We start from the raw sequence: 21873 nt of genomic DNA, 5'->3' as shown, positions 1-21873 counted from the left end.
GCGCCCCGCCACCTCCCCCTGGAAGGGGAACCGCCTCCCCCGGCCGGGGGAGGAACCACTCACTCCGCCGGCCCTCCTGCCCAGCCCACAGGACTCGCGGCGCTCCCAGCACCCGGGCAGGGCTCGCGGCGCCCCCAGCACCCGGGCCCACCGGGCTCACATCCGGCGCGTCACCACCGACAGCCGGTCCCGCGCCTCGAACAGCGCCGCCTTGATGACCTGCTCGTGCTCCGCAGTCAGCCGGGCCACCGGCACCGAGCAGCTCACCGCGTCCCGGGCCGGCGTCCGGTACGGCACCGCCACCCCGAAGCAGCGCAGCCCGAGCGTGTTCTCCTCCCGGTCCACCGCGTAGCCCTGCTCCCGCACCAGCGCCAGTTCCTCGATGAGCCGTTCCCGGTCGGTGACGGTGTGCTCGGTGACCGCCTCCAGCCGCCGCGGCAGCAGGCCCCGTACCTCTTCGTCCGTGTGCGTGGCCAGCAGCGCCTTGCCGAGCGCCGTGGAGTGCACCGGCAGCCGCCGCCCGACGCGGGTGAAGGGCCGCAGGTAGTGCCGGGACGGGCGGGTCGCGAGGTACACCACGCTCGTCCCGTCCATCCGGGCCAGGTGGATGGTCTCCGTCGTGTCGTCGGAGAGCCGGTCCAGGGTGGGCCGGGCGGCCGCGACCACCTCGTCGCCGTCGATGTACGAGCTGCCGACGAGCAGCGCCCGGACGCCGATGCCGTAGCGCGTGCCCGTCGCGTCCGTCTCCACCCACCCCAGGTTCACCAGCGTGCGCAGCAGCATGTACAGGCTGGACTTGGGCAGGGAGAGGTCGTTCTGGATGTCGGCCAGGCTGTGCAGCCCCGGCCGCGCCGCGAAGTGCTCGAGCAACAGGACCGTCCGCACCGCCGATTTGACCGGCGCCGCCGGGACCGTGCTCCCCGATTCGGTCGTCGTCATGCGCCTGCTTCCCCTCTGGCCGCCTCTTGTCACGCCGAGGACGCGGAAATAGAGTCCACAGCAGATGTGATCATTCATCCACCGGAACGGCGTTCAGAATACTGAACGTTCCAGGAGGCAGTGGGCCATGACAACGACACCAGTCTGGAGTGTGGACCCCCGCACCGGGAAACAGCGCGAACAGGTTGCGGTCGAGGCCACACCCCAGGAGGTGGACGAAGCCGTACGGACCACCCACACCGCCCGGGGCGCGCTGGCCGACGCCGCCGCCCGCGCCGCCTTCCTGCGTACGGCCGCCGACTTCCTCGACGAGGCCGCCGCGCACGTCATCGAGGCCGCCGACGCCGAGACCGCCCTCGGCCCGGGCCGGCTCACCGGAGAGCTGGCCCGCACCACCGGCCAGCTGCGTGCCTTCGCCGACGCCGTCGAGGACGGGTCCTACCTCGACATCCGGATCGACCGCGCCGACCCCTCCCTCAGCCCGCCGCGCCCCGAACTGCGCCGCTACAAGGTGCCGCTGGGCGTGGTCGCGGTCTACGCCGCCTCCAACTTCCCGCTCGCCTTCTCCGTCCCCGGCGGTGACACCGCGAGCGCGCTGGCCGCCGGCTGCCCGGTGGTCGTCAAGGCGCACCCCGACCACCCGGCCACCTCGGAGCTGTGCGCCTCGCTGCTGCGCCGGGCGGCCGTCGCCTCGGGGCTCCCGCCCGAAGTCGTCTCCGTGGTGCACGGGTTCGACGCCGGCCTGGCGCTGATCCGCCACCCGCTGGTGTCCGCCGCCGGATTCACCGGTTCCATCCGGGGCGGCCGCGCCCTGTTCGACGCGGCCGCGGCCCGGCCCGTGCCCATCCCCTTCCACGGCGAACTGGGCTCCCTCAACCCCGTCGTGGTCACCCCGGCCGCGGCCGTCGAGCGCGCCGAGGAGATCGGCAGCGGGCTCGCGGGCTCGGTCACCCTCGGCGTCGGCCAGTTCTGCGTGAAGCCCGGCCTGGTCCTGGTCCCCGAGGGCGCGGCGGGCGACCGCCTCACCGGCGCGCTCACCAAGGCGCTCGGGGAGACCGAGCCGGGGGTGCTGCTCGACCACCGGATGCGGGAGAACTTCGTCGCCGGGGTCCGCGATCGGGCCGCGCTGCCGGGCGTCGACGCGCCCGTCACCCCGGGCTCGGGCGGCGCGCACACCGTCGGCGCCGGCTACCTGACCGTACCGGCCGCCCGCATCCTCGACAGCGCCCCGGACGGGGAGTACGAGGTGCTGCTGGAGGAGTGCTTCGGCCCGGTCACCGTCGTCGTGCGGTACGCCGACCAGCGCGAGGCGGGCGAGGTCCTCGGGCGGCTGGGCGGAAACCTGAGCGCCACCCTCCAGCTGTCGGCCGCCGAGACCGAGGGCGCGCCCGGCCCGGCCTCCGAGCTGATCGGGCAGGTCACGGGGCTGGCGGGCCGGATCGTGGTCAACGGCTGGCCGACCGGGGTGGCGGTGGCCCCGGCCCAGCACCACGGCGGCCCGTACCCGGCGGCGACCTCGCACTCCACCTCGGTCGGCGGGACGGCCATCGAGCGCTGGCTGCGCCCGGTGGCCTACCAGTCGGTGCCGGACGCCCTGCTTCCGCCCGAGCTGCGCGAGGCCAACCCGCTCGGGCTGCCGCGTCGCGTGACGGGGGCCGCCGGAAGCTGACGAGCGCCGCCGGGCCCGGCTGGACCCGCCCGGACCTGCCGGAACGCCGTAAATCCGTTGCCTGCCCCGCCCCCGGCGGGGCAGGCTGCGGCGCATGCCGAAGCCGCACGGGTTCTCGTACGAACGCCACCACGACCAGTCCGTCGTCATCACCCACCAGGGCCGCACCGCGGCCACCCTGCGCGGGAACCGGGCGGACAAGTTCCTGGCCGAGGTGGAGTCCGGCGACGCGCAGCTGGTGATGGCCCGCTGGACCGGTGCGTACAAGTTCGGCAACGAGCGCACGGCGAAGAACCACCCCCGCAACAGGCGCTGAAATCTGCCCCGAGGGTAAGGGAACGGCAAAGCACCTCCGGTCGTTCTCCGGGCATGACCGCTATGACCCCTGGATCCAACCTGCCGCTCAATGCCGTCCGTGTGACGGTGGACGTGGCTGCGCCGGTACGGCTCGACGTATCGGGACTGCTCCTGACGGCGGACGGCAAGGTGCGCTCCGACGCCGACTTCATCTTCTACAACCAGCCTTCCGGGCCCGGTGTCAGCTACCGGTCGGGCGGTGGTGCGGCGCCGGACTCGATCACGGTGGACACCTCCGCGCTGCCGCCCGGCATCGAGCGGATCGTGGTCACGGCCAGCCCGGATGCCGCCGGGCAGACCTTCCAGGGCATCGAGCCCACCGCCACGGTGCGCAACGCGGACGGCGGAGCGGTGATCGCCAGCTTCACCCCGCCGCAGCTCGGCTCCGAGACCGCGCTCGTCGTCGTCGAGGTGTACCAGCGCGGCGGCGTGTGGAAGGTGCGCGCGGTCGGCCAGGGGTACGCGAACGGCCTCGCCGGAATCGCCACCGACTTCGGGGTCTCCGTGGACGAGGAGCCGGCCGCCGCGCCCGCCGCCCCGGCTCCCGCCCCCGTTGCCCCGCCCGCGCCGCCGGCTCCCCCGGCCCCGCCGGTCTCCTACCCGCCCTCCCCCTGGCTCGGCGGTACGACGCCCACGACCCCCAGCGCCCCGGTTCCGCCCGCGCCGCCGGTGGCCCCGGCCCCGGCGGTCGGCGGCAGCGGAAAGATCAACCTCGACAAGGGCCGGGTCAGCCTCCAGAAGAACCAGACCGTCTCCCTGGTCAAGGGCGGCCGCCCGCTGCTCTCCCAGGTCAAGATGGGCCTCGGCTGGGAGCCCGCGTTCCGCGGCCGGGACATCGACCTCGACGCCTCCGTCATCGCGTACGGCCCCCAGCGCAACCACATCGACAGCTGCTACTTCGGCAAGCTGTCGATCCTGGGCGGGGCCATCAAGCACTCGGGCGACAACCTGACGGGCGAGGGCGCGGGCGACGACGAGGTGATCGTCGTGGACCTCGGCCGGATCCCCGCCGACGCCACCGGCCTGGTCTTCACGGTCAACTCCTTCTCCGGCCAGAAGTTCACCGAGGTCGCCAAGGCCTACTGCCGTCTGATCGACGCGGCGAGCGGCGAGGAGCTGGTGCGCTTCGACCTCACCTCCGCCGAACCGCAGACCGGGGTCATGATGGCGAAACTCATCAAGCAGTTCAGCGGCGAGTGGGAGATGACGGCCATCGGCGAGTTTGTGAAGTCCCGCACAGTGCGCGGCATGGTCAAGCCGGCCTCGCAGGCACTCTGAGCAGGTGGGCGGGCACGAGAAGCCGCATGGCGCCAACCGGGCGCCGACCCTGGTGATGGATGCCACGCGTAATCCGGGGGTGGCTGTCAGTGCCCGCCCGTAGCCTTGGACTCATGCACAAGTCAGTCATCCCCACAGGGCCCGCTCGCCCGTCCGCCGCAGAGGCGAACGAGGCGATACGGCACCTTGTCGAGACCCGGGTGGACGGCGAGTGGCCCTCGGAGGCGTATGAGTTCCTGCTCGCCGAGTGGGCCGCGGCCTCCCACGCGGAGGTTTCCGCGGCCCCGTAGGCCCGGGCCGGGCGGTCGCTCGCGGCTGCGTCAGTGCGCGCGCCGCCACGGCCCGGTGATGGCCAGCATGACGCCCGGGTCCTGGATGTTGGCGTACAGCGTGCGCCCGTCCGGGGAGAAGCAGACACCGGTGAACTCGGAGAACTCCGGCTCTTCGGCCGACCCGATGTTCAGTTCGTTGCGCGCCAGCGGGTAGGTGCGGCCCGATTCGGTCGCGCCGAACAGGTGCTGGAGGCCCGAACCGTCCTCGGCGATGACCAGGCCTCCGTACGGCGACACGGTGATGTTGTCCGGGCCGTCGTAGCCGCCGTCCGCCGACGGGTCCGCGTTGACCCCGATCAGGACGGTCAGCCGGATCGTGCGCCGCTTGGGGTTGTAGAACCACACCTGGCCGTCGTGCGCCGCACCCGGGCTCTCCTCACGGGCGTAGGAGGACACGAAGTACGCACCGCCGTCGGCCCACCACATGCCCTCCAGCTTGCGCGCCCGCGTCACGACGCCGTCGGCGAACTGCTTGCGCACCGGCACGGTCCGCGCGTCGCGGTCCGTCACGTCCACCCAGTCGACCCCGTAGACGGTGCCGATCTTCGTGGCGCGCGAGAGGTCGTCGACGAACCGGCCCGCGCTGTCGATGCACTTGGCGGCCTGGAGCACACCGGCGTCGGGCGCGAGCGTACGCAGCTTGCCGCGCCCGTGGTGGAAGCCGCGGGGCGGGGTCCAGCGGTAGAGCAGCCCGTTGGGGCCGGAGGCGTCCTCGGTCAGGTAGGCGTGGCCCTCGCGCGGGTCGATGACCACGGCCTCGTGCGCGTACCGCCCGAACGCCTTGATCGGCTGCGGGTCGCGGTTGGCGCGCCGGTCGTGCGGGTCGACCTCGAAGACGTAGCCGTGGTCCTTGGTCATGCCGTTCTTGCCGGCCAGGTCCTCGGTCTCCTCGCAGGTGAGCCAGGTGTCCCAGGGGGTGGAGCCGCCCGCGCAGTTGGTCGACGTACCGGCGACGCCCACCCACTCGGCGACCTCGCCGCCGCGCCGGACCTCGACGACCGTGCAGCCGCCGGCCGCGGCCGGGTCGTAGACGAGGCCCTCGGTGAGCGGGACGGGGTGGGCCCAGCTGGCCCGCTTGCCCTTGAGCTCGTGGTTGTTGACGAGGAGGGTGACCCCGCGCCGGCCCTCGAAGGCGGCCGTCCCGTCGTGGTTGGACGGGGTGCTCTCGCCCGACTCCAGCGTGGTGACCCCGCTGTGCGTGATCACGCGGTAGGTGAAACCGGCGGGGAGGGCGAGGAGGCCGGCCGGGTCGGGAACGAGCGGGCCGTAGCCGGGCTCGCAGGGCCGGCCCTGCTCGTCGCGAGCGGTGCTGTCGTCGGCTGCCAGGGCGCCCGGGGCGGTGGCGAGGGCGCCGACCGTCCCGGTGAGCGCGACCCCCGCGCCGGCGATGACGGTACGGGCGGTGAAGTCTCTGCGGCTGAGCGGCATCGGGTCTCCAGGGGTGGGGAGTGGTGCGCCTGTCGTGCAGTCGTCGGCGCACACGCTCCCGCCCGCACGTGAACGGCGGCTGAACTACCCGGTAAGAGGAGCGGACCCCTTGCCCGTGGCCGGAATGGCCAACTCCGGCCCAGAAACGGCGCATTGTCGATGCTCCGTCAAAGCTCCCCCGGGCCCGGTCAATGCACCCCGGCGGCGCTCAGGACTCCCGGCGACGCTCAGGACTGCCGTGAGCGCGCCTTGAACGCGGCCTTGCGGGCCTCCTTCGCCGCCTTCTTGTCCGGGTGCAGCCGCCCCATCGCCTCCAGGACGAAGGCGGTCGCCGGGTGCTCCACCCGCCACGCCTGCTCGAAGAACCCGGTGTGATGGGCGGTCAGGGTCTCCATCAGCAGCGGCAGCTCCTCGGTCTCGCCGTCGGCGGCGAGCTGCGCCGCGATCGTGTCGACCGTGAGCCAGAACACCATCGTCCCGTCCGGTGCCGGTACGTCGGCCGCGCCGCGCTCGGCCAGCCAGACCCGGGCGAGCCCGCCCAGCTCCCCGTCGTCCAGCACCGCGCGGACCGCGGGCTCCGCCTCCGGCCCCGCCGGTGCGAGGGCCTGCTGGCAGCGCAGCCGCCGCAGCGGGGCTCCCTCGTCGTCGCCACGCGCCGCGGCCAGCAGTTCGGTGACGGCCGCGGGCACTTCGCGGCCCGCCAGCCACGCCTCGATCTCGGCCTGGGCGGCGCTCTCGGGGTAGCGGGAGACCGCGTCGAGCAGCGCGTCCGCGCCCTTGCCGGCCAGTTCGCCCACGGCCGGGGCCTCGACCCCGGCCTCCAGCATCCGGGCACGGATCCCGTACAGGCCGAGCGGGGTCAGGCGGACCATCCCGTAGCGGGAGACGTCCTCGTCGGCGGCCGCGCCCGAGGTGAGCTCCTCGTCGTCCGCCTCCGCCATCAGCTCCTCGTCGACGGGCTGGAACTCGACCAGCCCGATGGGCTCCAGCTGCCGGAACTGGTCGTCGAGGCGCATCATCGCGTCCGAGACCTGCTCCAGCACGGCGTCGGTCGGCTCGCCCATGTCGTCCGGCACCACCATGGACGCGGCGAGCACGGGCAGCGGAACCGGCCCCTCCGCCGCCCCGCCCTCGGCGACGGTGAGCAGGTAGAGGTTGGCGAGGACCCCGTCGAGGAAGTCCGCCTCGCGCCCCGGGTTCCAGTCCAGCTGGTCGAAGTCGATTTCCCCGCCCGCGTCCAGCGCGTCGACCAGGTCGTCGAGATCGGGCACGGCCGCGTCCGCGAGCACACTGTCCAGGGCGGCCAGCCACAGGTCGAGTACGTCGCCGGGCGCACCGCTCGCCACCAGCGCGAGGTCCTCACCGGGCGCGGCGCTGCCGAACTTCCCCTCGCCCGCCCCCGCTTCGCCGCCGGCTGCGCCGGCGTCCTCCTCCGGCTCGGTCACGTCCACCAGGCCGGTGTCCACGGCCACCCGCCAGGCCTGGCTCGCGTACACCGCGGAGTCCGCGTCGGCGGCATCGAGACCGAGCACCGCGGCGGCCTCGGGGAGCTGGTCGGCGACGAGTTCGCCGCCGATGTCGACGCGGGTGCCGGGTCCGGCCCAGCGCGCCAGCCGTACGGCGCGGGCGAACAGCGGGGCGACGAGGGCGTCGCGGGCCAGTTCCGCATCGGAGTGCAGCCGTACCGGCGGCAGCGTGGGGTGCGGCTCTGCGGACATGGGGCGGTTCTCCTCGCGGATCGCGGACGCGGTGGGACGGGGTAGGGCGGGGTAGGGCGGGGTCAGACGGGGTGGGGCGGAGCGGGGCCGTGACGGCCGGCCAGTTGGTCGGTTGGCCGGCCGGCCCGGCGACCCAGCGTAGACGCATTTCGGGCGGGTCCGGCGGGCCATCCCCTTTGGTTCATCCCACAGTCAGCTGCCGTATTCCCTGGAGGCCTTGACAACTTTGCTGGCCACACAGGAAATTGACGCGCGTAGATGTTTCGGGAGTCGCAAGCCTCCCGCAGATTTCCTGCCGCAGTCCCGTCCATCCCTGCCGTCTCCCTCATCCCACACCGGAGTTCTCGCCCATGCGCTCCTCGCATCCCCGTTCCGCCGCCGTCGCGGCCCTCGTCGCCACCGCGCTGGCCACCGGCCTGCTCGCGGGCTCCGCCGGCGCGGCCGAAGGCTCCGCGGCCGACGGTCCGGTACGCATCCACGACATCCAGGGCACCACCCGGATATCCCCCCTCGCCGGCAAGCAGGTCGCCGACGTCGAGGGCATCGTGACGGGCGTGCGGACGTACGGCTCCCGCGGCTTCTGGATCCAGGACCCGGACGCCGACGACAACGACGCCACCAGCGAAGGCGTGTTCGTCTTCACCAGCTCGGTTCCGACCGTCACCGTGGGCGACGCGGTCAAGGTCTCCGGCACGGTCGGCGAGTACGTCCCCGGCGGCGTCAACTCCGGCAACCAGTCCGTGACCCAGATATCCAAGCCGGTCGTGACGGTCGTCTCCGCGGGCAACGCCCTGCCCGAGGCCGCCGCGATCAACGAGTACACGGTGCCCGCCGAGTACGCCCCGGCCGGCGACCCGGCCGCCGCCGGAAGCATCAACGGCCTGGCCCTGGAGCCCGCGCGCTACGCCCTGGACTTCTACGAGTCCCTCGAGGGCATGAACGTCAAGATCGGCACCTCGCGCGTGGTCGGCGCCACCGACCCGTACTCGGAGCTGTGGGTCACCGTGAAGGGCTGGGAGAACACCGCCAAGCGCGGCGGCACGATCTACGGCTCCTACGAGTCCCAGAACACCGGCCGCCTCCAGATCCAGCAGCTCGCGCCCCTCGCGCAGCAGCCCTTCCCAGTGGCCAACGTCGGCGACAAGCTGACCGGCACCACCGAGGGCCCGCTGGACTTCAACCAGTTCGGCGGCTACACCCTGGTGGCCCGCACCCTCGGCACGGTCAAGGCGGGCACCCTCGCCCCCGAGAAGACCAAGGCGCAGGCCGAGCACGAGCTCGCGGTGGCCACGTACAACGTCGAGAACCTCGACCCGACCGACCCGCAGGCGAAGTTCGACGCCCTCGCCAAGGCGGTCGTCGAGAACCTGGCCTCCCCGGACATCCTCGCCCTGGAGGAGATCCAGGACGACAACGGCGCCAAGAACGACGGCACCGTCTCCGCCGAGCAGACGCTGACGAAGTTCACGGCGGCGATCGCGGCGGCGGGCGGCCCGGCCTACCAGTGGCGGACCGTCAACCCGGAGGACAAGAAGGACGGCGGCGAGCCCGGCGGCAACATCCGCCAGGTCTTCCTCTTCAACCCGGCGCGGGTCTCCTTCACCGAGCGCGCCCCGGGTGACGCGGTGACGGCGACCGGCGTGGTCCAGGAGAACGGCAAGGCCGCCCTGACCCACTCCCCCGGCCGCATTGACCCGGCGAACCCGGCGTGGGCCGACAGCCGCAAGCCGCTCGCCGGCGAGTTCGTCTTCCGCGGCAAGACGGTCTTCGTGATCGCCAACCACTTCGGCTCCAAGGGCGGCGACGAGGGCCTGACCTCGCACCACCAGCCGCCGGTGCGCTCCTCGGAGGCCAAGCGACTGCTCCAGGCCCAGGCCGTGAACGGCTTCGTGAAGGAGATCCTGGCGGCCGAGAAGAACGCGAACGTCCTCGTCCTCGGCGACATCAACGACTTCGAGTTCTCGGCGACGACGAACGCGCTGGCCGACGGCGGGGCGCTGTACCCGGCGATCACGTCGCTGCCGAAGCCGGAGCGTTACTCGTACGTCTACCAGGGCAACGCCCAGGTGCTGGACCAGATCCTGACCAGCCCGGCGATCAAGAAGTTCACGTACGACAGCGTGCACATCAACGCTGAGTTCGCGGACCAGAACAGCGACCACGACCCGCAGGTGCTGCGCTTCAAGCCGTAGCCCCCAGACCGCAGAGGGCCCGGACGCCGTCCCGCCCGGGCTCTCTGCCACACTCCGGCGCATGATCTTCCGTACCGCCACGCGCGCTGATCTGCCCGCCGTGCTCGCCCTGCTGGCCGACGAGGACCGGGTCGTGGACCCGGACTCGGTCGTCGTCGACACGGCGCAGGAGCGCGCTTTCGCCGCCATCGAAGCGGACGCCCGCAACGAGATGCTGGTCCTCACCGATGAGACGGACGGGGTCGTCCTGGGCTGCCTGCAGTTGACGTACATACCGGGCCTCGGCCAGGGCGGGCGGGATCGGGCGCTGGTGGAGGCGGTACGGATCCGCGCGGACCGGCGGGGCGGGGGCCTGGGCGCGGAGCTGATGAAGCAGGCCGTGAACCGGGCCCGTGAGCGGGGCTGCGGCCTGGTGCAGCTGACCAGCAACAAGCGGCGGACCGCCGCCCACCGCTTCTACGAGCGCCTGGGCTTCGCCCGCAGCCACGAGGGCTTCAAGCTGCGCCTCGAGCCGTAGGGCGGCCCCAGAGGCCGCAGGGGGCGTACGGGCCACGGGCCACGCGCCACGGGGGGCGTTGTCGGACAAGTCGGGGACTTTCGGCCCTGGCGTGACGCTCGACACATCTCTGCCGAATCGACCGTCCCGTGGTGTTGAGTGTCCACACGCCCGATCTTGTACCGCCTTGTACCCCCGTACTCCCCGGAGGACCGCGTGTTCCCCTCCATCTCCCTCGCCCAGGAAATCGGCCTCGCCGTCCTGTTCGTGGCCGCCCTCGTCTGGGTGGTCGGCCTCGGCCACATGCTGTGGGACAACCGCTTCCACCACCCCGAGCCGGCCGCCTTCGAGGGCCTCCCGGTGATCCCGGCCCAGCGCAGCTCGGCCTCGCACCCGCTGGAGTCGGTGGAGCTGACCGAGGCGGAGCGGCAGGCCTTCGCGGGCCTGATCCGTACGATCCCGCCGCGCTGACCCGGTCACGCGCAAACGCAGAAGCGCCCTCCCACCCCGGCCGGGGTGGGAGGGCGTTTCTGCGTACCGGCCCGGTGCGGGTCAGTTGTGGCTGTGCAGGACCTCGTTCAGGCCGCCCCAGGCCGCCTTGTACGGGCGGGCCTCGACGGCGCCGGTGACCGAGTTGCGGCGGAAGAGGATGTTGCTGGCGCCGGAGAGCTCCAGGGCCTTGACGATCTGGCCGTCCGGGAGGGTGACCCGGGTGCCCGCGGTCACGTAGAGGCCGGCCTCGACGACGCACTCGTCGCCGAGCGCGATGCCGACGCCCGCCTCGGCGCCGATCAGGGTGCGCGCGCCGATCGAGATGATCTGCTTGCCGCCGCCCGAGAGGGTGCCCATCGTGGAGGCGCCGCCGCCGATGTCGGAGCCGTCGCCGACGACGACGCCCGCGGAGATGCGGCCCTCGACCATGGAGGTGCCCAGGGTGCCGGCGTTGAAGTTGACGAAGCCCTCGTGCATGACGGTGGTGCCCTCGGCGAGGTGCGCGCCGAGGCGGACGCGGTCCGCGTCGGCGATGCGCACGCCCTTGGGGGCGACGTAGTCCGTCATCCGGGGGAACTTGTCGATCGAGGTGACCTGGAGGTGCAGGCCCTCGGCGCGCGCGTTGAGGCGGACGGTCTCGACCTGGTCGACGGCGACCGGGCCCAGCGAGGTCCAGGCCACGTTGGCCAGCAGGCCGAACACGCCGTCGAGGTTCTGGCCGTGCGGCTTGACCAGGCGGTGGCTGAGCAGGTGCAGGCGCAGGTACGCGTCGTGCGCGTCCAGCGGCTTGTCCTCCAGGGAGGAGATCACCGTACGGACGGCCACGACCTCGACGCCGCGGACCGCGTCCTGGCGGATCGCCTTCGCCGCGGCGGCGCCCAGCAGCTCCACGGCGCGCTCGGCGGTGAGGCGCTCGGTGCCGGCCGGGCCGGACTCGGCGACCAGCTCGGGGGCGGGGAACCAGGTGTCGAGGACGGTGCCGTCGGCGGCGATGGTGGCAAGTCCGGCGGCGACGGCGCCGGTGGTACGCGTAGCAGTCATGCCAGAAACCTAACCGGCGACCGCCCGAGGTCGCGAACCGGTCTCATGTGCCGGTCGGACCGCGTGTCGCCGCTGCCTGGCGTGGGCCCACAGCACCGCCCCGCCCGCTCCCGCCGCGAGCACCGCGCACAGCGGCCACAGCAGCCCGGGCGCGGCGGAGTACAGCGCTCCGCCCAGCGGCGGGGCGAGCACGACCCCGCTGACCGAGATTCCCGCGTACAGGCTCTGGAACCTCCCGATGGCGTGCGGGGGCGCCTGGTCGGCGACGTAGGCCGTGGCGGGGGTCTTGTAGAGGATCTCGCCGAGGCTCAGCAGCACCATCATGGCGACGGCCGCCGCGATCCCGGTCCCGAGCAGCAGCGCCCCGTACCCGGCGCCGACGAGCAGGAGCCCGACGCCGACGACGCCCAGCGGCGGGCGGGCGCGCAGGGCGACGGCGGCCGGCAGTTCCAGGACGAGGATGACGGCCCCGTTGAGGGCGACGATCAGCCCGTAGGCGCCGGTGTCGAGACCGTGGTCGGCGAGGTAGACGGGGAAGGTCGAGTACTGCTGGCGGTAGATGACGTCGACCACCAGGATCGCACCCAGCAGGACGAGGACCGCGGGCCTGGCCCGGAGCTCCCCCCATACGCCGCGGCCCAGACCCCCGTCCGGGGCCGCGGCGGGGGTGCGGTCCGCGCTGCGCGCCGGGACGACCCGGGCGGTCCACAGCGCGAAGAAGAGGGTGCCGAGGCCGTCTCCGACGAAGAGCCAGTCGTACGAGAGCCCGGTCGCGACGAGCGCGCCCAGCGGCGGCCCGAGGGTGAACCCCCCGTTGGAGACGCAGCGTACGACGGCGAAGGCCTGGCGCCTGGCCCCCTGCGGGACGGTGACGGCGACCAGCGCGGAGTTGGCGGCGCGCACCACACCGGAGGCGTACTGGGCCACCGGCAGGGCCGCGTACAGCAGCGGGGTGGGCAGCAGCGGGAAGGCCGCCAGGGTCAGTCCGCCCAGCGTGGACGCGAGGAGCAGCACCCGGCGGTGGCCGAAGCGGTCGCCATACCAGCCGCCGGTGAAATTGCCGGCGACCAGGCCGATGCCGCCGATACCGGTGACGAGGCCCGCCTGCGCGGTGCCCAGGGCGCGCGGGCCGGTCAGGTAGAGGAAGACGAAGACGAACGTGAAGCTGACGACGGCGTTGACGAAGACCCCCGCAGCCAGCAGCCACACAGTCCTCGGTACGTCTTTGAACCCCTGCAGCACACCCGTGTCCCCCGCATCCCGAGCAAGTAAGTTCCTTTTGGGAACGGACTATGTCAGCATGACAGCCTTGGGTCAACGGACAAAGGAGTGCCCATGGCCCAGCGCACACACCTCGGCGACGCGGACTGCTCGATCGCCCAGGCCCTCGACGTGGTGGGCGACTGGTGGACGCTGCTGATCGTGCGCGACACCGCGCGCGGCCTGCACCGCTTCGACGAGCTCCAGCGCGAGCTGGGGATGTCCCGCAAGGTGCTGGCCGAGCGGCTGAAGCTGCTGGTCGAGGCCGGGGTGCTGACGCGCGAGCCGTACCGGGAACGCCCGGTGCGGCACGAGTACCGGCTGACCCCGCGCGGCCGGGGGCTGCTGCCGGTGCTGGTGGCCCTCCAGGACTGGGGGGACAGCTGGATCCTGGGAGAGGGAGAGATGACGGCGACGACCACCGAGGCCTCACGCGAGGCGGAACGGGTCCACGCGCTGCGCGGCACCCGGCTGCCCGAGCTGCTGCTGCCGGACCGCTCCGGCGAGCTCCGCGACCCGGTGGCGGACACCGCGTTCACGGTCCTGTACTGCTTCCCCGGCGCGTACGCGCGCGCCGAGTCCTACCCGCCCGGCTGGGCCGGGATCCCGGGCGCCAAGGGCTGCACCTTCGAGTCGTGCACGTACCGCGACCAGCTCGCGGAGTTCACCGCGGCGGGCGCCACCGTGCACGGTGTGTCGACCCAGCGCCCCGACGAGCAGCGGGAGTTCGCGGAGCGGGAGCGGCTGCGCTTCCCGCTCCTGTCGGACGCGGATCTGGCCCTGACGGCGGCGCTGCGGCTGCCGACGTTCCGCGCGGCGGGCGTGACCCGGATCAAGCGGCTGACCCTGGTCCTCGACCGGGACCGCACGGTGCGCGAGGTGTTCTACCCGATCCGGGACATCGAGGCGAGCGTCCAGGCGGCCCTGACCGCCGTCCGCGCCACGGCCTAGGCGGGCCGCAGGACCCGCCCCAGGATCTCGCGCGCGTACGGTTCGTCGTACTCCGCGTCCGTCAGCAGGACCTGCAGGCCCATGCCGTCCATGACCGCGACCAGCGCCCGGGCCGTCACCGGATCCGTGCGCGGGGTCAGGGCCGCGGCCATGGCCTCGCCCCACTCCGCCGCCACCGGCCGCAGCGCCGGGCGCCGCAGGGCCGCGAGGTACAGCTCGTACTCCAGCTCCACCCGCCCCCGGTCCACCGCCAGGAACTCGCCCAGCAGTCGGGCCAGCGCCTGCGCGAGGTCCGCGTCCGGATCGGCCAGCGCCGGCGAGCCCGCCACGGCCTGCGCGAAGCCCTCGTTGGCCTGGCGCAGGGCCGCGACCAGCAGGTCGTCCAGGGTCTTGAAGTGGTAGGTGGTCGACCCGAGCGGTACGTCGGCCTCCGCGGCCGCGGTGCGGTGGCTCAGCCCCGCGATGCCCTTGGCACCCACCACCCGGATCGCCGCGTCGATGATCCGCTGGCGCCGCTCGGGGTCGTACCTGCGCACGCCGGGGGCCATCAGTGCGCCCCGCCCATGTTCAGCAGCACCACGCCGCCGATCACCAGGGCGATCCCGGCGATCTTCGCGGCGCTGGCGGCTTCTCCCATGAACAGCATCCCGATGGCGGCGATCGCGGCTGTTCCCACCCCGGCCCATATCGCGTACGCCGTGCCCACCGACATCGTCTTCAGCGTCTGCGCGAGCAGGGTGAAGGCGATGAGGTAGCCCAGCACCGTGCCGAGCGAGGGCCACAGCTTCGTGAAGCCGTCGCTGAACTTCATGGCGGTGGTTCCGGCGACCTCGGCGGCGATGGCCGCGGCAAGCAGTACGTAGGGCATGTGTACAACAGTACACAACGATGCGTACGGGCGTACACATACACGTGCGCACGCAGCACCCGGGACTCCTGCGGCCCACGGCGCTACCCTGTCCGCTTCCGGCGACAGGGGGGCTCGCGCATGGCGCAGCACTGGACCCACCGGGGCGGCGGCTGGCTGCCCCCTCGCTCGCCGCGGCCCGGGGTGATACCCCTGCGCCCGCTGGGGCCGCGGGACATCCTCGGCGGGGTCCTCACCACCCTGGGCCGGTACGGGGGCCGACTGCTCGGCGCCCTGCTCCTCGGCCAGCTGGGCGGGCTGCTGCCGATCGCCGTCGTGGCCGGGGCGGCCACCCTGGCCTCCCTCACCCGTACCGCCGGGAACCGGGTGTTCGTCTACACCCTGCTCCCCTCCGCGGCCCTGTTCCTGCTGTTCGGCAGCGCACTGGCGACCGCCCTGGCCGTGGCGCTGCTGCGGCCGGCCGTGCTCGGCCGGCCCGTGACCGTGCCCGGGCTGCTGCGCGCCGCCGTGCCCCGGATTCCGGCGGTGCTCGGCGCCCGGCTGCTGGCCCTGGCCGCCGCTGCCGGGCCGGGCGCGGCCGCGCTCGCCGCGGGCCTGCCGCCGTACTCGCTGCTCCCCTCGCCCCGGTCGCCCTCTGGCTGGGGGTGCTGTTCGCCCTGGCCCCCACGGCGGCCGGGTACGAGGGGCTCGGCCCGCTCGCGGCGCTGCGCCGCTCGGCCGCCCTGGTGCGCGGCGCCTGGTGGCGGACGTTCGGGGTCACGGCACTGGCCGGGGCCCTCGCACCGCTGGCGGCGTACGTCCTGTACGCGGGCCTCGGCCTGCCGGGCGCGCTGCTCGCGCCCGCCCTGCTGCTGCCCTTGCCCCGGCTGGCCGCCGGCCTGCTCTACGTGGACCGGCGGCTACGCCCCTAGACCCCGTGGCTGCCCGCTGTCAGCCGAGGGTGAACCAGGCCGCCCGCGCCTTCTTCCACTCCGGGTGCGTCAGGTCCTTGGCCTCGACGCCGTCCCCGTACAGGTCCGCCGATCCGCTGTCGGTCACCAGCTGCACCCGCGCGCCCGGCGCCGTCAGGTCCGGCACGTCCACGACGGCCTCCCAGCCGCCGGGGTCGGTGGTCGGCAGGTCGGCCCGCTTGACCGGGGCGTGGCCCGGGACGCCGTCCCACTGGTAGAGCGCGTACGGGTCGGAGTTGTCGTCCGCGGCCCAGGAGCCGGCCAGGATCAGGTACTGCCCGGCCGCGTTCTTGCGCAGGTCGCGCACGGACAGCCCGCCGAGGTCGAGTTCGATGCCCGCCCCGAAGGCCGCCTTGGCCCCGCTCGCCAGCACCTGGTCGAAGTTGACGACCGGCACGATCAGCGCCTTGCCGCCGGGCACCACGGGCGCCAGCGGGGCCCGGAAGCCGACGTAGGCGGTGGTCGTGGAGCCGGGCGCGAACTCCAGCCCCTCCACGTTGAACCCGTCGATCTGCTTCGGCGCCTCGCCCGCCGCCGTACCGGCCGCGAAGCCGTAGCGGTTCCCGTTCGCGACGTCCCAGGCCACCAGGTCCTCGCGGAGCTTCTTGTACGAGCGCCCGTACGCGAGCTGCGTGCCCGTACCGGATCCGCTCACCGTGGTGGTGAACACCGTGTTCCGGGGCGCCTTGTACTCGCCGTCCTTGTTGTTGCCGAGCGAACCCGTCCAGTAGATGGTGTCGCCGATCCGGGTCGCCCCCTCGATGTCCACCTCCTTGGTGACCCCGAGCTGGGAGCTGAAGTCCCAGGTCCGCACCGGGGCGCCCGAGCGGGAACGGTCGTACAGGCGCAGCACGTTGGACTCGTCGTCGGCGACGATCGCGTAACCGCCGCCCACGTCCACGGCGGCCGAGGCGTCCGCGGAACCGGTGAAGTACCGGGCGTCGGCCGGGTTCTGCACGGCGGCAGACGCCGCGTAGTACAGGGTCTTGGTGGCCGTCTTGCCGCCCAGCCCGGTCACCTTGACGGTGAGGCTGGTGTAGCCGCGGCCCCGCGCGGTGACCGCGAGCTGACGTACCGACCCGGTGCCCGTGACGGTGACGTCCCCGGTCGCGGCGACCGAGGCCTTGCTCGACGCCGAGGCCCCGACCGTCAGCGCGGACGCGGCGGCCCCGCTCTGTGCGACGGTCACGTTCACCACGGGGTCCCCGACCGCGCCGACGGCACCGGACAGGTAGGAGGCGGAGAGCGCGATGGTCGGCGTCCCGTAGGTCACGGCCTGGGCGGGAACGGTCAGCCCGGCGACCAGCAGGGCGGCGGCGCCGGCGATCCCGGCGGCGAAACGAACGGTCACAGAGGGTCCTCTCGCGTGCGGCGTCACGGCGTGACGGCCGTCGAGAAGGTTCGGCCACCGTGGCCAACTCCGGGTGCACGTCACCCGTCCGCCCGAAGAACAGGGAGGGCCCCCGGCACGACCGTGCCGGGGGCCCTCACACGCGGGTGACTCAGACGTTGAAGCCGAGCGCGCGCAGCTGCTCACGGCCGTCGTCCGTGATCTTGTCCGGGCCCCACGGGGGCATCCAGACCCAGTTGATGCGAAGCTCGTTGACGATGCCGTCCGTCGCCGACTTCGCCTGGTCCTCGATGACGTCCGTCAGCGGACAGGCCGCCGAGGTCAGCGTCATGTCGAGGGTGGCGATGTTCGCGTCGTCGACGTGGATGCCGTAGATCAGGCCCAGGTTGACGACGTCGATGCCCAGCTCGGGGTCGACCACGTCGTAGAGGGCCTCGCGGACCTCTTCCTCGGTGGCCGGCTTGATCGACGCCTCGGGCGTCGCGTTCTCGGTCATGCCGTCTTCCTCTCCGCGTCGCCCAGAGCCTGGGCGGTCGCGTCCTTCCAGGCCATCCAACTCAGCAGAGCACACTTCACACGCGCCGGATACTTGGAGACGCCGACGAACGCGACCGCGTCCTCCAGCACCTCTTCCATCTCCTCGGTCGGCTCCAGCTTGCCCTTGGACTGCATCAGCTCCAGGAACACGCCCTGGATCTTCTGCGCCTCGGCCAGCTCCTTGCCGACGAGCAGCTCGTTCAGTACGGACGCGCTGGCCTGGCTGATCGAGCAGCCCTGGCCCTCGTACGAGACATCGGTCAGCGTCTCGCCGTCGTACTTCACGCGCAGCGTGATCTCGTCCCCGCACGTCGGGTTGACGTGGTGCACCTCGGCGTCGCCGTCGCGCAGGCCACGCCCGTGCGGGTGCTTGTAGTGGTCCAGGATGAGTTCCTGGTACATCGAATCCAGCTTCACAGCGTCCTCGTCGTCCTCGTCAGCCGAAGAAGTTCCGTACGTGCTCCAGCCCGTCGATCAGCGCATCGACCTCCGCGGGAGAGGAGTACAGGTAGAAAGACGCTCGGGTCGTCGCCGGAATTCCGTACCGCAGGCAGACCGGGCGCGCGCAGTGGTGTCCCACGCGGACCGCGATGCCCTGCTCGTCCAGCACCTGGCCGACGTCGTGCGGGTGGATGTCGCCGAGCACGAAGGAGATCGCCGCTCCGCGGTCCTCGGCCGTGGTGGGGCCGATGATCCGCAGGTCGGGCACCTCGGCGAGGCGCTTGATCGCGTACTCGGTGATCGCGTGCTCGTGCGCGGCGATCTTGTCCATGCCGATCGCGGTCAGGTAGTCCACGGCCGCGCCGAGGCCGACGGCCTGGGCGATCGGGGGCGTACCGGCCTCGAACTTGTGGGGCGCGGGGGCGTAGGTCGAGGCGTGCATCGACACGGTCTCGATCATCTCGCCGCCGCCGAGGAACGGAGGCAGGTCTTCCAGGAGCTCCTGGCGGCCCCAGAGGACGCCGATGCCGGTCGGGCCGCACATCTTGTGGCCGGTGAAGGCCACGAAGTCGGCGCCGAGCGCCTGCACGTCCAGCGGCATGTGCGGAGCGGCCTGGGAGGCGTCGATCAGCACCAGCGCGCCGACGTCCTGGGCGCGCCGGACGATCGCCTCGACCGGGTTGACCGTGCCCATGATGTTGGAGACCAGCGTGAAGGAGACGATCTTCGTCTTCTCCGTGATGACCTCTTCGATGTTGGACAGGTCGAGCCGGCCGTCGTCGGTGAGGCCGAACCACTTCAGCTTCGCGCCGGTGCGCTGCGAGAGCAGCTGCCACGGCACGATGTTGGAGTGGTGCTCCATCTCCGTGATGGCGATCTCGGTCTCGCGGTCGACCCGGTAGGGCTCGTCCGCCCAGCCGAGCATGTTCGCGACCAGGTTGAGGGACTCCGAGGCGTTCTTGGTGAAGATCACCTCGTCGCGGCTCGGTGCGTTGATGAAGGTGGCGACCTTGTCGCGGGCACCCTCGTACAGCGCCGTGGCCTCCTCGGCGAGCACGTGCACGCCACGGTGGACGTTGGCGTTGTGCTGCTCGTAGTACTCGTTCAGCGCGTCGAGCACCTGGCGCGGCTTCTGCGAAGTCGCCGCGTTGTCCAGGTAAACGATCTTCTTCCCGTCGTGGACCACACGATCCAGCAGGGGGAAGTCCTTGCGGATCGCCTCGATGTCGAGGAGGCCAGGCAGCTGTGTCACGCGCTCGCGCCACCCTTCGTGCTGTACGCCTCGTAGCCTTCCGCCTCCAGCTTGTCGGCGAGCTCGGCGCCGCCGGACTCGACGATGCGGCCTTCCGAGAAGACGTGGACGAAGTCGGGCTTGATGTAACGGAGGATCCGCGTGTAGTGCGTGATCAGCAGGGTGCCGACCTCGCCGGTCGCGCGGACGCGGTTGACGCCTTCGGAGACCTGGCGCAGGGCGTCGACGTCGAGGCCGGAGTCGGTCTCGTCGAGGATCGCGATCTTCGGCTTCAGGAGCTCCAGCTGGAGGATCTCGTGGCGCTTCTTCTCACCGCCGGAGAAGCCCTCGTTGACGTTGCGCTCGGCGAAGGCCGGGTCCATCTGGAGCTGCTCCATCGCGGACTTGACCTCCTTCACCCAGGTACGCAGCTTCGGGGCCTCGCCGCGGATGGCGGTGGCCGAGGTGCGCAGGAAGTTGGAGACCGAGACGCCGGGGACCTCGACCGGGTACTGCATGGCGAGGAAGACGCCGGCGCGGGCGCGCTCGTCGACGGACATCTCCAGGACGTCCTCGCCGTCGAGGGTCACGGTGCCACCGGTGATGGTGTACTTCGGGTGACCGGCGAGGGAGTACGCCAGGGTGGACTTGCCGGAGCCGTTCGGACCCATGATGGCGTGCGTCTCACCCTGCTTGACGGTGAGGTCGACGCCCTTGAGGATCTCGCGGGCGCCGTTCTCGGCCTCGACGGAGACGTGCAGGTCGTGGATTTCAAGCGTTGCCATGGATACCTCAGGACTCCTGGGTGAGGGAAACGAGCACGTCGTCCCCTTCGATCTTTACGGGGTATACGGGTACGGGGCGGGTCGCCGGCAGACCGGAGGGCTTGCCGGTGCGCAGGTCGAAGGCCGACCCGTGCAGCCAGCACTCGATCATGCAGTCCTCGACCTCGCCCTCCGAGAGCGAGACGTTCGCGTGCGAGCAGATGTCGTTGATCGCGAACACCTCGCCCTCGGTGGAGACGATGGACACCGGCGTGCCGTCGAGTTCCACCCGCTTGGGGGTGTTCTCCTCCAGCTCGCTCAGCGCACAGGCCTTGACGTAATTCATCAGACGGAGCCCTGGAGCTCGGTCTCGATCTTGGCGAGCAGGCGCTCCTCGATGTCGTCGACACCGATCTGCTGGACGAGCTCGGCGAAGAAGCCGCGCACGACCAGGCGGCGGGCGTCGTCGGCCGTGATGCCGCGGGCCTGCAGGTAGAAGAGCTGCTCGTCGTCGAAACGGCCGGTCGCGGAGGCGTGGCCGGCGCCGACGATCTCGCCGGTCTCGATCTCCAGGTTCGGCACCGAGTCGACCCGCGCGCCGTCCGTGAGGACGAGGTTGCGGTTCATCTCGTAGGTGTCGGTGCCCTCGGCGCTCTTCTCGATGAGCACGTCACCGATCCAGACGGCGTGGGCGTCCTGGCCCTGGAGCGCGCCCTTGTAGACCACGTTCGACTTGCAGTTCGGGGCGTCGTGCGTGACCAGGAGGCGGTGCTCCTGGTGCTGGCCGGCGTCCGTGAAGTACAGGCCGAAGAGCTCGGCCTCGCCGCCGGGGCCCGCGTAGCTGACCCGCGGGTGCAGGCGTACGACGTCGCCGCCGAAGGTGACCACGATCGACTTGAAGGTCGCGTCGCGGCCGATCAGCGCGTTGTGCTGGGAGACGTGGACGGCGGTGTCGTCCCAGTCCTGCACGGACACGACGGTGAGCTTGGCGCCGTCGCCGACCAGGAAGTCGACGTTGGCGGCGCGCACGCCGTCACCGGTGTGGTCGATGACGATGACGGCCTCGGCGAAGGCCTGCACGTCGAAGACGGTGTGGCCGAAGGTCGTACCGCCCTCGCCGTGCAGCGTGACGCGCACCGGCTCGGTCAGGACGGCCTCCTTGGGCACGGTCACGACCGTGGCCTTGGCGAAGGACGAGAACGCCTGGGCGGCGACCCGGTCCACCGGGGTGCCGGCCTTGCCGATGCGCGCGTCGCCGCGCTCCACCGACTCGACGGTGACGCCCTCGGGCGCGTCGATCTGGGCCTTCATGGTGCCGTTGGCGACCGCCGTGCCGTCGTGCAGACCGCGCAGGCGGGCGAGCGGGGTGAACCGCCACTCCTCCTCGCGGCCGTGGGGCACGGGGAAGTCCGCCACGTCGAAGGACGGGGGCGCACTCATCCGGGTGGCGACGGTCGACTCGGCGGCCACCGCGATCGCGCCGGCGGTGGTCGACCCCGCCGGAATGTTCTGAGCCTCAGCCATGGCTGTCTTCGTGCTCTCTTCCTACGTCAAAAAGAATGTCTGCGGGACTCGGGC

Annotated in this window: 23 protein-coding genes; 9 read left to right on the top strand and 14 right to left on the bottom strand. The window is 72.2% G+C overall.

The window, feature by feature from the left end:
* Positions 1–156: 156 nt before the first annotated feature.
* On the bottom strand, positions 157–939 hold the full coding sequence (locus tag OHA89_RS27900) for an IclR family transcriptional regulator (protein WP_257556871.1): 783 nt from the start codon (positions 937–939) through the stop codon (positions 157–159).
* A gap of 127 nt (positions 940–1066) precedes the next feature.
* Here OHA89_RS27900 and OHA89_RS27895 point away from each other — a divergent pair, with 127 nt between their 5' ends.
* The 4 genes from OHA89_RS27895 to OHA89_RS27880 all read left to right on the top strand — a co-directional run bounded on the left by OHA89_RS27895 (position 1067) and on the right by OHA89_RS27880 (position 4533).
* Entirely contained in the window at positions 1067–2608 is a 1542-nt protein-coding gene (locus tag OHA89_RS27895) for an aldehyde dehydrogenase (NADP(+)) (protein WP_406367353.1), read from the top strand.
* A 94-nt stretch (positions 2609–2702) separates the two neighbouring features.
* Positions 2703–2924 (top strand): hypothetical protein, encoded by a 222-nt coding sequence (locus tag OHA89_RS27890; RefSeq protein WP_257556869.1) that lies wholly within the window; start codon positions 2703–2705, stop codon positions 2922–2924.
* A gap of 62 nt (positions 2925–2986) precedes the next feature.
* Positions 2987–4243 carry a TerD family protein gene (locus OHA89_RS27885; RefSeq protein ID WP_266612464.1) on the top strand — a complete coding sequence of 419 codons (1257 nt, stop codon included), beginning with the start codon at positions 2987–2989 and terminating at the stop codon, positions 4241–4243.
* 113 nt (positions 4244–4356) lie between these two features.
* Positions 4357–4533: a hypothetical protein gene (locus OHA89_RS27880; protein ID WP_257556868.1), complete on the top strand. Its 177-nt coding sequence runs from the start codon at positions 4357–4359 to the stop codon at positions 4531–4533.
* Positions 4534–4563: 30 nt separating this feature from the next.
* On the opposite strand, the gene OHA89_RS27875 is transcribed toward OHA89_RS27880, so the two are convergent.
* Together OHA89_RS27875 and OHA89_RS27870 are read right to left on the bottom strand one after the other, a co-directional pair.
* A complete protein-coding gene (locus OHA89_RS27875) occupies positions 4564–6003 on the bottom strand; it encodes an alkaline phosphatase PhoX (protein WP_266610418.1) in 1440 nt (479 codons plus the stop codon).
* Between the two features lie 227 nt (positions 6004–6230).
* Entirely contained in the window at positions 6231–7721 is a 1491-nt protein-coding gene (locus OHA89_RS27870) for a hypothetical protein (protein WP_406367351.1), read from the bottom strand.
* A gap of 350 nt (positions 7722–8071) precedes the next feature.
* Here OHA89_RS27870 and OHA89_RS27865 point away from each other — a divergent pair, with 350 nt between their 5' ends.
* The 3 genes from OHA89_RS27865 to OHA89_RS27855 all read left to right on the top strand — a co-directional run bounded on the left by OHA89_RS27865 (position 8072) and on the right by OHA89_RS27855 (position 10880).
* A complete protein-coding gene (locus OHA89_RS27865) occupies positions 8072–9913 on the top strand; it encodes an endonuclease/exonuclease/phosphatase family protein (protein WP_406367349.1) in 1842 nt (613 codons plus the stop codon).
* A gap of 61 nt (positions 9914–9974) precedes the next feature.
* Complete coding sequence (locus OHA89_RS27860) at positions 9975–10430, top strand: GNAT family N-acetyltransferase (protein ID WP_266610412.1); 456 nt, start codon at positions 9975–9977, stop codon at positions 10428–10430.
* Between the two features lie 156 nt (positions 10431–10586).
* Positions 10587–10880 carry a hypothetical protein gene (locus OHA89_RS27855; protein ID WP_257556863.1) on the top strand — a complete coding sequence of 98 codons (294 nt, stop codon included), beginning with the start codon at positions 10587–10589 and terminating at the stop codon, positions 10878–10880.
* A gap of 81 nt (positions 10881–10961) precedes the next feature.
* Here the strand turns inward: OHA89_RS27855 and dapD are convergent, their stop codons facing one another.
* Positions 10962–11942, bottom strand: coding sequence for a 2,3,4,5-tetrahydropyridine-2,6-dicarboxylate N-succinyltransferase (gene dapD / locus OHA89_RS27850; protein WP_257556862.1), 981 nt, complete (start codon positions 11940–11942; stop codon positions 10962–10964).
* Between the two features lie 9 nt (positions 11943–11951).
* Entirely contained in the window at positions 11952–13181 is a 1230-nt protein-coding gene (locus OHA89_RS27845; RefSeq protein ID WP_266612462.1) for an MFS transporter, read from the bottom strand.
* A 96-nt stretch (positions 13182–13277) separates the two neighbouring features.
* On the opposite strand from OHA89_RS27845, the gene OHA89_RS27840 reads away from it, so the two are divergent.
* On the top strand, positions 13278–14153 hold the full coding sequence (locus OHA89_RS27840; RefSeq protein WP_266610409.1) for a winged helix-turn-helix transcriptional regulator: 876 nt from the start codon (positions 13278–13280) through the stop codon (positions 14151–14153).
* Here OHA89_RS27840 and OHA89_RS27835 read toward each other — a convergent pair.
* Positions 14150–14701 (bottom strand): TetR/AcrR family transcriptional regulator, encoded by a 552-nt coding sequence (locus OHA89_RS27835; protein ID WP_215139909.1) that lies wholly within the window; start codon positions 14699–14701, stop codon positions 14150–14152. The two genes, OHA89_RS27840 and OHA89_RS27835, sit on opposite strands and share 4 nt — an antisense overlap.
* Positions 14701–15021 carry a multidrug efflux SMR transporter gene (locus tag OHA89_RS27830; RefSeq protein WP_257556859.1) on the bottom strand — a complete coding sequence of 107 codons (321 nt, stop codon included), beginning with the start codon at positions 15019–15021 and terminating at the stop codon, positions 14701–14703. Before OHA89_RS27830 ends, OHA89_RS27835 begins: the two co-directional genes overlap by 1 nt.
* A 644-nt stretch (positions 15022–15665) precedes the next feature.
* On the opposite strand from OHA89_RS27830, the gene OHA89_RS27825 reads away from it, so the two are divergent.
* Positions 15666–15932 carry a hypothetical protein gene (locus tag OHA89_RS27825; protein WP_406367348.1) on the top strand — a complete coding sequence of 89 codons (267 nt, stop codon included), beginning with the start codon at positions 15666–15668 and terminating at the stop codon, positions 15930–15932.
* Positions 15933–15951: 19 nt separating this feature from the next.
* Here OHA89_RS27825 and OHA89_RS27820 read toward each other — a convergent pair whose 3' ends face one another.
* The 7 genes from OHA89_RS27820 to sufD form a co-directional block, all read right to left on the bottom strand.
* Complete coding sequence (locus tag OHA89_RS27820) at positions 15952–17322, bottom strand: hypothetical protein (RefSeq protein ID WP_406367347.1); 1371 nt, start codon at positions 17320–17322, stop codon at positions 15952–15954.
* A gap of 151 nt (positions 17323–17473) precedes the next feature.
* On the bottom strand, positions 17474–17818 hold the full coding sequence (locus OHA89_RS27815) for a metal-sulfur cluster assembly factor (RefSeq protein ID WP_215020285.1): 345 nt from the start codon (positions 17816–17818) through the stop codon (positions 17474–17476).
* The gene (sufU, locus tag OHA89_RS27810) at positions 17815–18276 is read right to left on the bottom strand and encodes a Fe-S cluster assembly sulfur transfer protein SufU (protein ID WP_215142066.1); all 462 of its coding nucleotides are present in this window, start codon (positions 18274–18276) and stop codon (positions 17815–17817) included. Before sufU ends, OHA89_RS27815 begins: the two co-directional genes overlap by 4 nt.
* Positions 18277–18295: 19 nt before the next feature.
* Positions 18296–19552 carry a cysteine desulfurase gene (locus OHA89_RS27805; RefSeq protein WP_215142064.1) on the bottom strand — a complete coding sequence of 419 codons (1257 nt, stop codon included), beginning with the start codon at positions 19550–19552 and terminating at the stop codon, positions 18296–18298.
* Entirely contained in the window at positions 19549–20316 is a 768-nt protein-coding gene (sufC, locus tag OHA89_RS27800; protein ID WP_215142062.1) for a Fe-S cluster assembly ATPase SufC, read from the bottom strand. The genes OHA89_RS27805 and sufC overlap by 4 nt, the downstream gene beginning before the upstream one ends.
* 7 nt (positions 20317–20323) lie before the next feature.
* The gene (locus OHA89_RS27795) at positions 20324–20641 is read right to left on the bottom strand and encodes a bifunctional 3-phenylpropionate/cinnamic acid dioxygenase ferredoxin subunit (RefSeq protein ID WP_030009135.1); all 318 of its coding nucleotides are present in this window, start codon (positions 20639–20641) and stop codon (positions 20324–20326) included.
* The gene (sufD, locus tag OHA89_RS27790; RefSeq protein WP_406367345.1) at positions 20641–21819 is read right to left on the bottom strand and encodes a Fe-S cluster assembly protein SufD; all 1179 of its coding nucleotides are present in this window, start codon (positions 21817–21819) and stop codon (positions 20641–20643) included. Before sufD ends, OHA89_RS27795 begins: the two co-directional genes overlap by 1 nt.
* Between the last annotated feature and the right edge of the window lie 54 nt (positions 21820–21873).

Source organism: Streptomyces sp. NBC_01546 (assembly GCF_045208355.1).
In the GTDB taxonomy this organism is placed as follows: Bacteria; Actinomycetota; Actinomycetes; order Streptomycetales; family Streptomycetaceae; genus Streptomyces.
This window is presented reverse-complemented; position numbering and strand designations above follow the sequence as displayed.